Source organism: Arthrobacter zhaoxinii (assembly GCF_024385505.1).
GTDB lineage: Bacteria > Actinomycetota > Actinomycetes > Actinomycetales > Micrococcaceae > Arthrobacter_B > Arthrobacter_B zhaoxinii.
On sequence record NZ_JANFLT010000007.1, the window covers coordinates 143,778 to 158,271 of the forward strand.

A 14,494-nucleotide genomic window follows, 5' to 3' on the forward strand; every position below is an offset into this window, starting at 1 on the left:
CAACTCCGGCCGCGGGCTCCCTTATCTCAGCTGCCGGCCGGCCCGCCGGACAGCGTCGCTGATGCGGTGCAGCCGCTGCGAGTCCAGCTTCCAGGCCTGCCAGTACAGCACGACGTCGCGGTGGGACTCGGCATCGAGGAGCACCAAGGTCCCGTCGTCCAGGTCCGTGCCCAGCTGCAGTTCCGGGAGCATGCCCCAGCCGAGGCCTGCACGGACCGCGGCCAGGAACGCTTCCGAGGACGGAACGGTGTGCCGGGGCGGAAGGCCGTCAGCGCCGCGCGCCTGCAGGAACCGGCGCTGCAGATCATCCTTGGCGTTGAACTGCACCACCGGCATGGCGGCCCAGTCGACGCCGTCCTCCCGTACGAAGCGCCGGTGCAGGCCCGGCGCCGCCACCGGGAGGTAGCGCATGGCACCCAACGCCTCGACCCTGCAGCCGTTGACCGGTGCCGGATCGGCGGTGACCGCGCCGATGACGTCCCCCTGGCGCAGCAGCCGCGCACTGTGGTCCTGGTCTTCCACATGCAGGTTTAAGGTGCTGTCCGTCCACCCGGCTGCGTCGGAAAGGACCGGCACGAACCACGTGGCGAGGGAGTCCGCATTGACGGCCACCGGCGTCGTCGTCCGCAGTGAAGTGTCACCGGAGAGTGCAAAGCGGGCCTCCCCCTCCAGCAGCTCCACCTGCCGGGCCATGCGCAGCAGGACCGCGCCCGCCTCCGTCGGCGTGCAGGGCACCGCGCGGCGGACGACGACTTGGCCCACGGAACTTTCCAGCGCCTTGATGCGCTGGCTTACGGCGGACGGGCTGATGTGCAGCCGGTCCGCCGCCGCTTCAAATGTTCCCTCGTCGACGACGGCGGACAGCGCACGGAGATGCTCGAAGTTCATGAAGCAAACCTAATGCATCCTTCAAATCTTTCGTTTGTCTGAACCGCCAGTGGTGGTTACCGTCGAGGCATGTGGAGTATTTGGGTAACCGGCATGGTCACCGGACTGGGATTGATTGTCGCCATCGGGGCGCAGAATGCGTTTGTGCTGAGGCAGGGCCTGCGGCGGGAACACATCGGCGTCGTGGTTGCCCTCTGCATCATCAGTGATGCCCTGTTGATCTTCGGCGGCACCGCCGGGATCGGGGCATTGGTGTCCCGGTTCCCGGCGGTCCTGGAAATCCTCCGCTGGGGCGGCGCGGCCTATCTCACCTGGTGGGGTATCCGGTCCCTGATCTCCGCCGCCAGGCCTTCAGTGCTGGAGGCGCAGGCACCCCGGGCTAAGGGCACGGTCGTCCTGACCACGCTCGCTCTGACCTTCCTGAACCCGCATGTCTATCTGGATACCGTGGTGCTCTTGGGCAGCATCGCGAACCAGTACGGGCCGGACACCCGCTGGATATTCGCGGCCGGCGCCGCCGTCGGCAGCCTGATCTGGTTCACGGCGCTGGGCTACGGGGCCCGTGCGCTGTCGGGGGTGCTGAACCGGCCGCGCACCTGGCAGATTGTGGATCTGCTGATCGGCATGGTCATGCTGGTCCTCGCCGTCCGGCTGGTCTTGGGCTAACGGGGGTAAGCCTGAGCCAGCCTCGGCCAACCGAATTAAAGCCGTGTGGCCCTGACGCTGTAAAACGCGAAGCCCCAGCGACCGTCCGACACAGCATCCCACCGGGTGGTGCTCCTGTTACTTCCTGTTGTCACAGCAGCACCACCAGCAACAATGTCTGGGATGGCGTGCGGGCAAAGGGCAGCAGAACCTCCGCCTGCGCCTCCTGCTAGGCCCGCGGTGCGTGCGTGGCGGTGACCCAGCGCAGCAGCGAGTACAGCAGCTGCGAAGCGCCGGGCATAAAGCCGGATCCATGGTGGTAGACCGGGTCCATCGTGGTCACCAGCAGGCGGGCCGGCTGGTTCACCTCGTCCACGTACAGCAGTGAGCCGGACTCGGCGCCGTCCTCTTCCATCACCACCAGCGAGCGGGCCCCGGGGCGCGGATGCAGCAGTCCATGGTGGTGCCAGGACACGGACCACGGGGTGAAGAACTCCCACAGGGAATCCTCGGGCAGCCGCAGCCGGGTGCCGTTGTCCTCACCGGTGCGCCACATCCAGAACACCGTGGGGCGGAAGCTGTACCCGATGCCGGGCAGCCACTGCTCCACCTTGTTCTCCCCCAGCACGATGACGGTTTTTCCGGGGTCCTGCAGTGCCGCGAGGATCGCGGGCACAAAGCGGGCGAGCTGGCCCTGATGCAGCCGGTCGCTGACTATCACTACGTCCAGGCCTGCGAGCGCGGAGGGATCGGCGTCCGGCAGATAGACGGATTCCAGCCGGTAGGGTGCCAGGGCCGGATCGGCCAGGGTGCGCAGTGCCGGAAAGGTGCCGCCGTGGAGCAGCCCGATCCGCGGTGCGGCCTGCCCCGCCTCGCGAGCGGCGGCGGCCGGGCGGGTAGCAGCGGTGTCCGGGCGAGCGCCCGCGGCCGGGCGGATGCCGGCGACGGCAGCTACCGGTCCCGCTGGCTTCAGCTCAACCGTGTCCCGCACTCCGCCCCCGAGCCAGTCCACCAGGTTCGGGCCGAGCACCCGGGTGGAATATCCGTCATCGCTGAAGCTCTCCAGGTCATTGCCGCCGTGGACCAGCACCTCCCCGTTCCCCAGCGGATAGCTGTAGTCCAGCGGAAGCGCGTACTGCCCGATCCCGGTCACCAGGGAAGCTTCCGCAGGCAGATCCAGGTGATAGCCGCGGCCGTAGAACCCGGCGACGCCGATCTCCTCCAGCCGCTCATAGCTGTGGGTTCCGGGCACGCCGGTGCGGTAGTGCAGGTCCCGGTAGTCGATACCCTTCCAGACCGGGTGCGGAAAGACCGGATGCGGCCGGACGTCCTGCGGACCGCGGAATTCCAGCTTGCGCCAGGCCGCCAGCCCGTCGATGAACGGCTTCACCACCTGCCCGTTGACCAGCACCCGGCCGCCGGACCGGACGAATCCGGTCAGTGCGTCACGGTGCCTGCCGAGCAGGACGTGGTCCACTCCGCCGCTGATCACCAGCCCGTCCGCTGCAAGGATCCGGACCCGGGCGGCGTCGTCGTCGAGGTCGTAGGCGTCAACGTCCTCGATCGCGCCGCGCCAGGTGGTGTCGGCGGCACCGCGCATGGGGGTACCGCCGATTAGACGAAGAATCACGGGGTGTCCTTTCCAAAGGGGATTCGTAGTTCCACCGGTGTCGGCACCCCGACTGCACCGGGCACCGGGCAGGCCCGGCAGGACGGGCCAAAGTCCGGCACCGCGATCACGCGTTGCCCGGATACCGTGTCGACCTTCGGGGTGCAGATGGGCAGGCCGTAGACCTCGGACAGGGCCGCGCCGGTGAGCAGCTCCTCGGTGGGACCCCAGCGGACGTCATGGCTGCCGACAAACAGCAGCGCGTTGCGGGACACGTGCAGCGCGTGGTCGGGATGGTGGGTGGTCATGATGATGCCCATGCCCTCCGCAGCCAGTCCGGTGAGCACGCTCAGCACGCGGGACTGGTTGTTCAGGTCCAGTGCTGAAGCCGGTTCGTCCAGGATCAGCAGTTCGCAGCCGGAGGCCACAGCCCGGGCAATCAGCACCAGCTGCCGCTGCCCGCCGGAGAGGGTGGAATAGTCGCGTCCGGCCCAGCCACCCACGCCCACCCGCTCCATGGCGGCGTCGGCGGCGTCGTGGTCCTCGCGGCGCGGAGTCTGGTAGGCACGCAGGTGCCGGGTGCGGCCCATCAGCACCATCTCGGCGACGGAAAAGGACGGGCCGGCTCCGTGGTCCTGCGGCACGTAGCCGATGCCGGTGGCTCCGTGAACCTGGCCCTCCCGAGGTGCCAGCAGCCCGGACAGGCATTTGAGCAGCGTGGTCTTGCCCCGCGCGTTGGGGCCGAGGATGGAGAGGATTTCCCCGCGCTCCAGGGAAAAGCCGAGGTTCCGGAAGAGCCACGGGCGCACCCGGGAGTAGCGGAAGCCCAGATCGGTGGCCTGCAGAAGCGGCGCAGAGTCGGCCGAGTTTCCGGAAACGAGGTTCCCGGAAACCGCACCGGGCGTGGAAAGGGCGGTCATGAGAGTTCGGCTTTCTTCTGCGAACGGGCCAGCAGCAGCACAAACACCGGCGCGCCGATGATGGCGGTCAGGATGCCCAGCGGCAGTTCACTGCTGCTGATGGAGCGGCTGAGCGTATCGATGAGCATCAGATAGGTCCCGCCCAGCAGCAGCGACGCCGGCAGCAGGATCCGGTGGTCCGGCCCCACCCAGAGCCGGGCCAGGTGCGGAACCACCAGACCCACCCAGCCGACGGCTCCGGCCACCGCCACGGTGCCGGCGGTCATCAGGGCGACCGCACACAGCAGCACCACCCGCGAGCGGTGCGGATTCACACCCAGGGCGGCGGCGTCGTCGTCGCCCAGCGACAGGACATTGAGCCGCCAGCGCAGGGCGAGGACCACCACCGCACCCACGGCCACCGGGACGAGTGCGGTTAGCACTTTGTCATAGCTGGCGGCGGCAATGGAGCCGAGCAGCCAGTGCACAATCGAGGGCAGTTCGGAGTAGGGGTCGGCCAGGTAGGTCATGAAGGAAACCAGCGCGTTGAAGAACGCTGCCACCACAATCCCGCCCAGGACGATCATCAGCATCGCGTTGTCCCGGCCGCCCAGCCGGCCCAGCAGCAGGACCCCGGCGAGGGCGGCCAGCCCGAAGCCGAAGGCGCCGCCGACCATCCAGCCGCCGGACAGCCCGAGGGTCAGGACCAGCACGCCGCCGAAGGACGCCCCGGCGGTGACCCCGATGATGTCCGGACTGACCAGCGGATTGCGGAACAGCGCCTGCAGGCACGCGCCGCCGAGCGAAAGCGCACCGCCCACCAGGAAGGCCAGCAGGACGCGCGGCAGCCGGACGTCCAGGACCACGGTGGCTTCCTGTTCGGTCCAGGTCCGGCGGAGCATCCCGTCGCCGCCAAAGAGGGCGGTGACTTCGTTGAACAGGATGCGCAGGATTTCGTTCGGCGGCACCCAGAACCGTCCGGCGGCCATGGAGACCAGGGCCACTGCGCACAGGATCAGGGCGCAGAGCGGCAGGATGTACCGGCGGTGCCGGGACGACGACGTCGGCGCATCAGCGGCGGGAGAAGCGGCGGACACGGTGGGCACCTCAGCGGCGGAAGACGTCGTAGCCAACGCTGGCCCCGTTCAGGTCCAGCCGCAGGGCGGCGTCGATCTGGGCATCGGATACCTCGTACCCGTAGAGGTACGCGATCTTTTCCTTCATGGCCGCTCGCAGTGTGTTCGTGGCCCGGCCGGGATGGAAGACCTCCGCGGCCCACTGCCACATCAGCGGTGATTCGGCGCAGGGAACCTCCCAGCGGTACCCGCCCAGGGGTGCCTTGTAGACCCGGCGGTTCTTCACTGCCGACACGGATGCCAGGGCGGGATCCGCGTAGACCTCCGCCGGGGTGCGGGCGTCGAAGCCGCCCAGGGTGATGACTTCGGGGTCCCACTCGATCAGCTGTTCCGCACTGACCACGTTCTCCGCCGAGAGATTCTCCGCCGCCATATTCCGCCCGCCGGCCAGCTCCATCCAGTAGTGCATGTAGGAGGACTTGTTGGAAGCCGAGTAGCCGTCGCCGGACTGGCCCAAATGGACCACGCGTACGGGTTGTGAAACTGCGGAGAGTTCATCCTGCAGCCGGGCGATCTCGGTATGCATCCAGTCCACAATCTCGGTGCCGCGCTCGGGCTTGCCGAGGATGGTGGAGAACAGCGACATCCAGGTTTCCAGGTATTCCTGCGTGCCGTAGAGCAGGCAGACGGTCTTGAAACCGGCGTTTTCCAGCGGCTCCACGAGTCCGGCGCCCTGGTCCGCCCACTGGAACACGACGTCGGGTTCCAGCGCGGTGATGGTTTCGATGTTGGGGGTGAAGCTCGACGGCGAGATGGTGGTGGTGCTTTTCGATTCGGGGAACATCTCTCCGAACAGGCCCTGCCGGTTGGCCTGCAGCGTGGATTCGTTGATGCCTACGATCTTTGCGTAGCCGCCGTCCACCGCCGCCAGCATGGATGGGGAGGGAATGACCGTGGTGGCGATCTTCTGCACCGGGGCGTCGAAGGACACCTTGACGCCGCGCATATCCGTCACCGTAAAACCACCGGACCCTGCCGCACCGGCCGCGCCCGCAGTACCGACAGTGTCACGGGAGGAGCAGGCTCCGAGGGCAAGCGCGGCCAGGCCGAGCCCCCCGCCCAGCAGGGCGCGACGTGACGGAAATGCGGGAATGGTGGACCGGGACAACGGTGTTCCTATCGCTCAGGTAAGCCTCGCCTCAGCGAGGGATGACCTAAACATCAGAGCACACCGGAACGTATTACAGCATATTTATATGCCCTAATTATTGGGTGGGATATCTCACGCATTCCAGGGGCGCCACCCTGTTCCGTCCCGGAGTTATGATCACGCCCGCGCGGTAAAAACACCGCCGCCGGCTACGGCAGTTTCCCTGCCATCCGCTGGCGGATCTGCACGCTGGCGTCGTTCAGCCCGGTGATGCGTACTTCGGTTCCGCGCCGCCGGTATTTCTCCGTTACGGCGTCCAGGGCGGCCACGGTGGAGGCATCCCAGACGTGGGAGCCGCTCAGGTCGATGACCACATTCGGCGGGTCGAGGACGTACTCGAACTGCGAGTAGAGGTCATTCGAGGAGGCGAAGAACAGCTCGCCGTTGACCGTGTAGACGGCGGTGGCCTCGGCGTCGTTCCCGGTGAGCGTGCGGTCCACGGTGACGAAGTGCGCCACCCGGCGGGCGAACAGCACCATGGCCACAAGCACGCCGACGCCGACGCCGCTGGCCAGGTTGTTGGTCCAGACCGTCACGGCCACGGTGGCCAGCATGACGGCGGTTTCGCTCTTGGGCATCATCTTCAGCGTGGAGGGGCGGATGCTGTGCCAGTCGAAGCTGGTCACGGCCACGAAGATCATGACGGCCACCAGGGCGGCCATGGGAATGAGCGCCACAACGTCTCCGAGGACCACCACGAGGAGGAGCAGGAAGACACCGGCGAGGAAGGTGGAAATCCGGGTCCGGGCACCGGAGCCCTTCACGTTGATCATGGTCTGGCCGATCATCGCGCAGCCGCCCATGCCGCCGAAGAAGCCCGTGACAAGGTTGGCCGCGCCCTGGCCCCAGGCCTCCCGGGTCTTGTTGGAGCGGGTGTCGGTGACGTCGTCCACCAGTTTGGCCGTCATCAGCGATTCCAGCAGGCCCACAAAGGCGACGGCCAGCGCGTACGGGAAGATCACCTCCAGGGTGGCCAGGCTGAAGGGAACATCGGGCAGCAGCAGGGACGGCAGGCTGTCCGGCAGTTCGCCCTTGTCCCCCACGGTCGGGACGGTGACGGACGCGGCCACCGTGATCGCCGTGATGACGACGATGGCCACCAGCGACGCCGGCACCGCCGTCGTCAGCCGCGGCAGTCCGAAGACGATGAGCAGCCCAAGGGCCGTGAGCGGATAGACCAGCCAGGGCACGCCCAGCAGCTCGGGCACCTGGGCGATGAAGATGAGGATGGCCAGCGCGTTGACGAAGCCCACCATGACCTGCCGCGGGATGAACCGCAGCAGCTTCGCCACGCCGAGCAGGGCAAGCAGCACCTGGAACACGCCGGCGAGCAGCACTGCAGCAATCATGTACTGCACGCCGTGGGAGGCCACCAGCGGGGCGATCACCAGGGCGACGGCGCCGGTCGCGGCGGAAATCATGGCCGGGCGGCCGCCCAGGAAGGAAATGGTGATGGCCATGGTGAAGGCCGAAAACAGGCCGATCCTCGGATCCACCCCGGCGATGACGGAGAAGGCCAGGGCCTCGGGGATGAGCGCCAGCGCCACCACCAGCCCGGCCAGAACCTCTGTCTTGAGCAGCTTCGGCGAACGCAGGGTGCGCAGGACTGACTGGCGCTCCTCCGGCGTCAGCGCCGCCGTCGTTGGCGCCGCGGGCGACGTCGGCTTCGTCGGCTCAGAAGGAGAAAGAACTGGTTTGGTGGCCACCGGGCTCCGTTTCGGATGTGGTTTTCTGCGGCAGGAACTGCCTGGATGTTCAGACGAGCGGGCCCATCTGCGCTCAGGACAGCCCAGCCCAATTTAAGCCCGCCGGCGGGATATCCTGAAACCGTGATGCAGTCCCCTCTTCCCGTGCGCAACGGAGTCAACGCCACCCGCCTGCGCCTTCCCGGCGAAGGACCGTGGGACACCGCCATGGACTACGTCCTCGAGCGCTTCGGCCATGTAAACCCGGACGGCATTGTGGACCGGTTCAAGCGCGGTGAAGTGGTGGGCCTGGGCGGCATTCCGCTGACAGCCGCCACTCCCCTGACCGAGCACACCTTCATCTGGTATTACCGGGAGCTGCCGCCCGAAGAGCGGATCCCGGTGGAGATCGGCATCCTGCACCAGGACGACGACCTGCTGGTGGTCGACAAACCGCACTTCCTGCCGACGACGCCGGGCGGCATGTATGTGGCCGAGTCTGCCCTGGTGCGGCTGCGGGTCCAGCTGGAGATTCCGGACCTGATTCCCATGCACCGGCTGGACCGCATGACCGCGGGGGTGCTGCTGTTCTCCACGAACCCGGAGACCCGGGGGAAATACCAGACACTGTTCGAGAAGCGCCGGATCAGCAAGGAATACGAGGCGGTGGCTCCGGTCCGGGAGGACCTCGAGCTGCCGAGGATTGTGCGCAGCCGGATGATCAAGTCCCGCACCTATCTGCTGGCCCAGGAAATTGAGGGGGAGCCGAACGCGGAAACCCGGATCGAGCTGCTGGAGAGCCGCGGCGGGCTCGGCCGCTACCGGCTGCTGCCGCACACCGGCAAGACCCATCAGCTGCGGGTGCATATGGCCTCGCAGGGCATCGGGATCCTGAACGATTCGTTCTACCCGGAACTGCTGCCCCAGGCGCCGGACGACTATGCCAAGCCGCTGCAGCTGCTGGCGCGGTCCGTGCAGTTCACCGATCCGCTGACCCGCCAGCCGGTCGAGTACCGCAGCCAACTTTCCTTGGACGCTTTCCCAGGCGCCTAGGCCGTCCCTTTACGGCAGCCGGCCTTCTACAGCACCGTCCAGCGTCCGCGCATCCGCCGGAGCACGCGCAGGTCCTGTCCCTTTGCGACTTCTTCCACGGCCGCCCGCATGTTGATGGCGGCGCGGCGTGCCCGGGAGTTCTCCACGGACCATTCGTCATCCGGGACCGTAAAGCGGAGGGTGATCCGCGGAACCCCGGAAACGATGTCCAGCTGGTTTGCCTCCACATGGTGTGCCGCGGCCAGTGCAGCGACGGCTGTTTCCATCACAGCCTCCGGCGGGTTGCCCGGCTTCACTCCGAGGATGTTCAACTGGACGCGGAAGGAAGGCATGGATCCAGCCTAGTGCGGATGCCGGGGGTTCCTGCGACGCCGTTCAGCACCCGGACCGGGCACCCCGACCCGGTACCCGAAGGGCCGGACAAGCAGGAGCCGGACACAGACATGGGGCCCGGCGGCAGTCCGTAGACCACTATCGCCGGACCCCATGAGGGTTTGCGTTGTTGCTTGAGGGCTCGCCGGCCTAGACGTCGTCCGGGTTGAAGCCGGCCAGGGGGTCGCCGCCGCGGTGCGCGGGGTCGTCGCTGGCGTCTTCTTCTTCGCCTGCCATCGGATCGCCGAAGTCGACGTCATTGGCTGCCTCGCCGATGGTCGGCGCATCCGGCGGAATCTGCGTGTCGCCGGTCAGGAAGCGCTCTTCGGCCGTGTCGTCGCGGAGGGTCTGATCCGAGAGTTCACCGGGTTCGTTCAACGGTGCTTCCTCGCGGATCAGCGGGTCTTCCTGCCAGTTATCCGGGTTGTCTTCTGCTGCGCCGGGGTACGTGAGGTCTTCAGCGTCCACCAGTTCGTCCTGCTCCAGCAGCTCGTCTTCGGACACCACCGTCAGTTCGTCCGGCGTGGCAACCGCGGCTACGTCGTCGGCGAGAACCGGATCGTCGCCCAGTTCGGGATCAGGAATGCTCTGCTCGGTCATAAACCATGCCTTTCACGTCCGGTAAACCGGGCCGCCATCGATGCGGCCCATTTAGTAAGCCTACTGATCCTGAAGTCTCCATGCCACCCGGCGTCCGGCTTGGGGGCATCCGCGGTGACGGGCAGCTCCCGTGATGCCTGCGCCACCGGGGGCTCCGGAGGGGCCTGGAGGAAGGCGGCTTTAATATTTCCCGCGAGCTCTGCGAGCGCGGAAATTTCGTTGCCGCCGTTCCAGGCCCCGCAGGGGCCACAGAGGTGCCCCGCAGAGGCCAAGGAGAGGCCAAGGGGCCACACCTATCTCAGCGCCGACACCCCGGTAATGTCCCGCCCGACAATCAGCGTGTTGATTTCGTAGGTGCCCTCGTACGTGTAGATGGCCTCGGCGTCGGCGAAGATCTTGGCCATCCGGTAGTCGGTGACAATGCCGTTGCCGCCGAGGATGCTGCGGCCCAGGGCCACGGATTCGCGCATCCTTGCGCTGGCGTAGGACTTCGCCAACGCGGCCCGGGCCATGCCGCCGCTGGCCGCGCCGCCGTCGGCCGGTTTTTCCCCGGGCGCACTGTCCGTGCCGTCGGCCGCCGGGTATCCGCCGTGCTCAAGCTCGGTAACCCGTGCCAGCATTCCTGTGCTGGCCACGGCGTTGCCGAGGATGGACACCAGCTGCTGCTGGATCAGCTGGAACGCGGCCAGGGGGCGGCCGAACTGGAGGCGTTCGACGGCGTAGGCGCGGGCGACGTCGAAGGTGGCCAGCTGCGCTCCCACTGCCTGCCAGCCGACCATGATCCGGGAGCCGCGCAGCAGCTGCTTGGTGTCGTCGAAGCTTTCCACTCCGGCGAGCAGGTCCGCCGCGGGCACCCGGACGTCGGTCAGCACAATGTCGGCGTTCTGCACGGTGCGCAGCGCGGTTTTGTTTTCGATCCGGGTCCGGGTCACCCCGGGCAGGTTCGCGTCGAGCAGGAAACCGCGGGTGTATCCGGTCTCCGGCTCCCTCGCCCACAGGACCATGTAGTCACAGAAGGTTCCGTTGCCGATCCAGCGTTTGGCGCCGTTCAGCACCCACTCGTCGCCGTCGCGCACAGCCGTGGTGGCCATTCCGCCGGCCACGTCCGAACCGTGCTCCGGTTCGGTCAGCGCGAAGGCACCGGTGATCCGCAGCGCGCGGGCGTCGTCGAGCAGCCGGGCCTTCTGCTCCTCGGATCCGAAGGCATGCAGCGCTTCGACAAACAGGTCGTGGTGGACCATGAAGAACGTGGCGAGCGAGGTGTCTGCGCGCGTCATTTCCGAGATCACCAGGCCGGCAAACAGCGGCGAATACCCCTGCGCCACGGGCGTGGAGAGTTCCAGCTGCGCCAGCTTCGGCAGGAGGTCGGAGGGGAACCGCGCCTCGTTCCACCAGTCCGCGGCGTGCGGCTGCACTTCCTCGGCGAGGAACCGCCGGAGTTCGGCAAGTTTGTCTTTCTCGATGTCGGTGAGCAGGTCTTCGAAACCGTAGAAATCGGCGTCGGGCAGCTGGTCCAGTAGTGCGGGGCGGTTCGTCAAGGTCAGCGCGGTCCCATCCGGATGGCGCCGTCCAGGCGGATCGTTTCGCCGTTGAGCATCTGGTTTTCAATGATGTGGGCGGCCAGGGAGGCGTATTCGGTGGCGCGGCCCAGGCGTGAGGGGTGCGGCACCTGTGCCGCCAGGGAATCCTGGGCGGCCTGCGGCAGGCCGGCCATCATCGGTGTTTCGAAGATTCCGGGCGCGATGGTGACCACCCGGATCAGGTGGCGGGCCAATTCGCGGGCCAGCGGCAGGGTCATGGCTGCGACGCCGCCCTTGGACGCGGAGTAGGCGGGCTGGCCGATCTGCCCGTCGAAGGCGGCAACAGAGGCGGTGTTGATGATGACGCCGCGTTCCTCGGTTCCGTTGGCGGTGACCGGGTCCGTTTCGGCCATGGCGGCGGCGGCCAGGCGGGTGACGTTGAACGTGCCGATCAGGTTCACGCTGACTACGCGGGCGAAGTCCTCCAGCGGCAGGACGCCATCCCGGCCCAGCACCTTGCCCGGCGTCGCAATGCCGGCACAGTTCACGGCCACGCGGAGCGGTCCTGCTGCCATGGCTGCTTCGACGGCGGCCTGCATCTGGTCCGGGTTAGTGACGTCGCCGGGCACGAACCGGGCGTTGTCGCCGAGTTCCGCCGCGTAGGCAAGTCCCTCGGACTGCGGCAGGTCGACCAGGACCACGGAGGCACCGGCGTCGTACAACCGCCGTGCCGTTGCCCGTCCGAGACCGGACGCTCCCCCTGTAACTATGGCCGATGCGCCTGCGATATCCATGCGTTCCTCCTGGCTGATTGCTCGCCGGCAGTGTCGTCTATGTCACACCGGCAGTATCCGAGCCTACTGTGCCCCGGCTGGTGCCGCATCTTCGGCGGCTGGCATAGGGTTGGCGCATGCTCTTCGAGGATTCCGACGCCGATGACCGCGCCGAGGCAGCCGCCCGCACAGTGAGCACCGTGTTCGGGCGCCAGCTGGCCGGACTGCCCGGAACCCATCTGGCGGCCACCCGCCGTCCGGCTTCCCGGCTCCAGCAGCTGCGCCAGCCGTGGCATTACTGGTGGCAGGCGCATTATCTCGATGCCCTGATCGACGCAGCCCTGCGCGAACGCCGCACCGGCACGCCGTTCCGCGGGCCGGAGCACCCCTCGGCTGCGGACCTGGCACCGGCGCTGGTCCGGACCATCGGGCTGCGCAACCGGATGCGTTACACCAACCGTTTCTACGACGACATGGCGTGGCTGGCCCTTGCTGTCGGCCGCCTGAACGGATTGTCGGGTTCGCGGGACCGGCAGCGGCCCTACCGGAAGATTCTCTCCACCCTGAACGCAGCACTGGAATCCGCCCACACCCCCGAACTCGGTGGAGGCATCTACTGGAACAAGGACCGGAACTTCAAGAACACTCCGGCCACCGCTCCGGCTGCCCTGCATTTTGTCCGCACCGGGTCGCGGGACCGCGCCCAGGAGCTGGTGGATTGGCTGAACGCCACGGTGCTGGATCCGGAAACCGGCCTGTATCTGGACGGGGTCAAGGTGGTCCGGGGCCGTCCGCAGCTGGAAAGCACCGTGTTCACCTACAACCAGGGGCCCGCCCTGGGTGCCCTGCTCGAGCTCGGCGGAAGCTCGAACCTTGCCCGCGCTGCGGAACTGATCACCGCCGTCGACACCCATCTCACCGACGACGACGGCGCCTCACGCGTGCTGCGCACCCACGGCACCGGCGACGGCGGACTTTTCACCGGTATCCTGGCGCGGTATCTGGCCCAGGCCGCCGTGTCTCCCGCGTTACCGGAACCTTCCCGCCGCACGGCTGCCGCCCTCGTGGAATCCACGGCCCGGGCCCTGTGGGAGGGGCGGAGCAAACGCGCGGACTGGATCCTGTTTTCCTCCCGGCCGCTGCAGCCCGCAGCAGTGTCCTACCCCGGCGGCACCGCCGTCGAGCTTTCCACCCAGCTGCAGGCCTGGATGCTCCTGGAAGCCTCGGCGCGGGTGCAGCGGGCCGGGCTGGAGAATCCCTGAGGAACGCCTAGCCGGTCTTCAGCGGGTGCTGTGATGCGGCAGCCGCCGGGTCCAGGTCCGCGAGTGTAATCAGGTGCTGCGGGTGCTGCGGGAGCGGGAAACTGCGCTGCATATTGAGGTCGCTGTCCACATGCAGGACTTCGCCGGAATCCAGCAGCCGCCAGTTGGGGTTGGCGTCCATTTTCTCGGTGGCCACCAGCACTTCCGGCCGGTTCTCCTGGCGGATCTGGTCACTGTGGACGCTGATCCGGTTGCTGCGCTTCTCCCCCACCGGGCCCTGCGGTCCCTGCTGGAGGACGTACAGCGGATGCGTGTCGGGGTAGCGGACAGCCCACAGCTCCGTGGCGGTGGTGAGAACCAGGTTCACCGCGTAGAGCCGCAGGTTCTGCGCTATCCAGGTCAGCGTGGACGCGATGGCGGCGGAAACGTCTCCCCCGTTCACCCGGGCTGCCGCGGTGATGAGGGCAAAGACCCGCTCGCTGTCTGTCTCTCCCCTGACCAGGTGATACATCTCCAGCTGGCGCAGCCTGTCGTCGAGCTTGTCCAGGTCCTCCACCACCCCGTTGTGGGCCAGGAGGCGGTTGTCCTGCTCGAAGGGGTGCGTATTCACGGCCGTGTCCCCGCCGGTGCTGGCGTAACGTACATGCGCCAGGAAGGTGGTGCTCTCCAGCTCCCGCGCCTCTTTGGCGTACTCGACGTCCTCGTACGCAGCGATGGGCGCCTTATCCACTACCGGGCTGCCGTCAGGGGTGAAGGTGCCTATCCCGAAGCCGTCCGCTTCCTTACGGCTCTGCTGGGCCAGGCTGTCCGGGGCGGTGAGGAGCCAGAACGTTGCCCGGACCGGAGTTTTCCCGGCATGCATACCAAAGAGCCGGCACATGTGGACCTCCTGGGTGGTTTCG

The 14,494-nt window shown here is 67.4% G+C and carries 14 protein-coding genes; 3 read left to right on the forward strand and 11 right to left on the reverse strand.

Going from position 1 to position 14,494, the window contains the following annotated elements:
- Positions 1-21: 21 nt before the first annotated feature.
- The gene (locus NNX37_RS15665; RefSeq protein ID WP_255793680.1) at positions 22-888 is read right to left on the reverse strand and encodes a LysR family transcriptional regulator ArgP; all 867 of its coding nucleotides are present in this window, start codon (positions 886-888) and stop codon (positions 22-24) included.
- 69 nt (positions 889-957) lie between these two features.
- Here NNX37_RS15665 and NNX37_RS15670 point away from each other — a divergent pair, with 69 nt between their 5' ends.
- Positions 958-1,554 (forward strand): LysE/ArgO family amino acid transporter, encoded by a 597-nt coding sequence (locus tag NNX37_RS15670; RefSeq protein ID WP_255793681.1) that lies wholly within the window; start codon positions 958-960, stop codon positions 1,552-1,554.
- A gap of 208 nt (positions 1,555-1,762) precedes the next feature.
- Here the strand turns inward: NNX37_RS15670 and NNX37_RS15675 are convergent, their stop codons facing one another.
- From NNX37_RS15675 to NNX37_RS15695, 5 genes are all read right to left on the reverse strand, one after another.
- Entirely contained in the window at positions 1,763-3,163 is a 1,401-nt protein-coding gene (locus NNX37_RS15675; RefSeq protein WP_255793682.1) for a hypothetical protein, read from the reverse strand.
- Positions 3,160-4,062: an ABC transporter ATP-binding protein gene (locus NNX37_RS15680; RefSeq protein WP_255793683.1), complete on the reverse strand. Its 903-nt coding sequence runs from the start codon at positions 4,060-4,062 to the stop codon at positions 3,160-3,162. The genes NNX37_RS15675 and NNX37_RS15680 overlap by 4 nt, the downstream gene beginning before the upstream one ends.
- Positions 4,059-5,138: a FecCD family ABC transporter permease gene (locus NNX37_RS15685; protein WP_255793684.1), complete on the reverse strand. Its 1,080-nt coding sequence runs from the start codon at positions 5,136-5,138 to the stop codon at positions 4,059-4,061. Before NNX37_RS15685 ends, NNX37_RS15680 begins: the two co-directional genes overlap by 4 nt.
- Before the next feature lie 10 nt (positions 5,139-5,148).
- Entirely contained in the window at positions 5,149-6,285 is a 1,137-nt protein-coding gene (locus NNX37_RS15690) for an ABC transporter substrate-binding protein (protein WP_255793685.1), read from the reverse strand.
- A gap of 191 nt (positions 6,286-6,476) precedes the next feature.
- Positions 6,477-8,033 (reverse strand): SulP family inorganic anion transporter, encoded by a 1,557-nt coding sequence (locus tag NNX37_RS15695; RefSeq protein WP_407079977.1) that lies wholly within the window; start codon positions 8,031-8,033, stop codon positions 6,477-6,479.
- A gap of 126 nt (positions 8,034-8,159) precedes the next feature.
- Here NNX37_RS15695 and NNX37_RS15700 point away from each other — a divergent pair, with 126 nt between their 5' ends.
- The gene (locus NNX37_RS15700) at positions 8,160-9,065 is read left to right on the forward strand and encodes an RluA family pseudouridine synthase (RefSeq protein WP_255793710.1); all 906 of its coding nucleotides are present in this window, start codon (positions 8,160-8,162) and stop codon (positions 9,063-9,065) included.
- A 26-nt stretch (positions 9,066-9,091) separates the two neighbouring features.
- Here the strand turns inward: NNX37_RS15700 and NNX37_RS15705 are convergent, their stop codons facing one another.
- The 4 genes from NNX37_RS15705 to NNX37_RS15720 form a co-directional block, all read right to left on the reverse strand.
- Positions 9,092-9,397, reverse strand: coding sequence for a hypothetical protein (locus NNX37_RS15705; protein WP_255793686.1), 306 nt, complete (start codon positions 9,395-9,397; stop codon positions 9,092-9,094).
- 190 nt (positions 9,398-9,587) lie between these two features.
- Entirely contained in the window at positions 9,588-10,037 is a 450-nt protein-coding gene (locus tag NNX37_RS15710; protein ID WP_255793687.1) for a hypothetical protein, read from the reverse strand.
- A gap of 293 nt (positions 10,038-10,330) precedes the next feature.
- Entirely contained in the window at positions 10,331-11,575 is a 1,245-nt protein-coding gene (locus NNX37_RS15715; RefSeq protein WP_255793688.1) for an acyl-CoA dehydrogenase family protein, read from the reverse strand.
- Positions 11,576-11,577: 2 nt separating this feature from the next.
- Positions 11,578-12,351, reverse strand: a complete 774-nt coding sequence (locus NNX37_RS15720; RefSeq protein ID WP_255793689.1) for an SDR family NAD(P)-dependent oxidoreductase — start codon at positions 12,349-12,351, stop codon at positions 11,578-11,580.
- A 116-nt stretch (positions 12,352-12,467) separates the two neighbouring features.
- Between NNX37_RS15720 and NNX37_RS15725 the strand changes: the two genes are divergently transcribed.
- Positions 12,468-13,592 (forward strand): glycoside hydrolase family 76 protein, encoded by a 1,125-nt coding sequence (locus NNX37_RS15725; RefSeq protein WP_255793690.1) that lies wholly within the window; start codon positions 12,468-12,470, stop codon positions 13,590-13,592.
- 7 nt (positions 13,593-13,599) lie between these two features.
- Here the strand turns inward: NNX37_RS15725 and NNX37_RS15730 are convergent, their stop codons facing one another.
- Positions 13,600-14,472 (reverse strand): class II glutamine amidotransferase, encoded by an 873-nt coding sequence (locus NNX37_RS15730; RefSeq protein WP_255793691.1) that lies wholly within the window; start codon positions 14,470-14,472, stop codon positions 13,600-13,602.
- Positions 14,473-14,494 lie beyond the last annotated feature (22 nt).

Excerpts from the sequence above, each read along its gene's own strand:
- NNX37_RS15665 (WP_255793680.1), bottom strand. The coding sequence starts at position 888 with ATGAACTTCGAGCATCTCCGTGCGCTGTCCGCCGTCGTCGACGAGGGA.
- NNX37_RS15670 (WP_255793681.1), top strand. The coding sequence starts at position 958 with ATGTGGAGTATTTGGGTAACCGGCATGGTCACCGGACTGGGATTGATT.
- NNX37_RS15680 (WP_255793683.1), bottom strand. The coding sequence starts at position 4,062 with ATGACCGCCCTTTCCACGCCCGGTGCGGTTTCCGGGAACCTCGTTTCC.
- NNX37_RS15700 (WP_255793710.1), top strand. The coding sequence starts at position 8,160 with ATGCAGTCCCCTCTTCCCGTGCGCAACGGAGTCAACGCCACCCGCCTG.
- NNX37_RS15705 (WP_255793686.1), bottom strand. The coding sequence starts at position 9,397 with ATGCCTTCCTTCCGCGTCCAGTTGAACATCCTCGGAGTGAAGCCGGGC.
- NNX37_RS15710 (WP_255793687.1), bottom strand. The coding sequence starts at position 10,037 with ATGACCGAGCAGAGCATTCCTGATCCCGAACTGGGCGACGATCCGGTT.
- NNX37_RS15720 (WP_255793689.1), bottom strand. The coding sequence starts at position 12,351 with ATGGATATCGCAGGCGCATCGGCCATAGTTACAGGGGGAGCGTCCGGT.
- NNX37_RS15725 (WP_255793690.1), top strand. The coding sequence starts at position 12,468 with ATGCTCTTCGAGGATTCCGACGCCGATGACCGCGCCGAGGCAGCCGCC.
- NNX37_RS15730 (WP_255793691.1), bottom strand. The coding sequence starts at position 14,472 with ATGTGCCGGCTCTTTGGTATGCATGCCGGGAAAACTCCGGTCCGGGCA.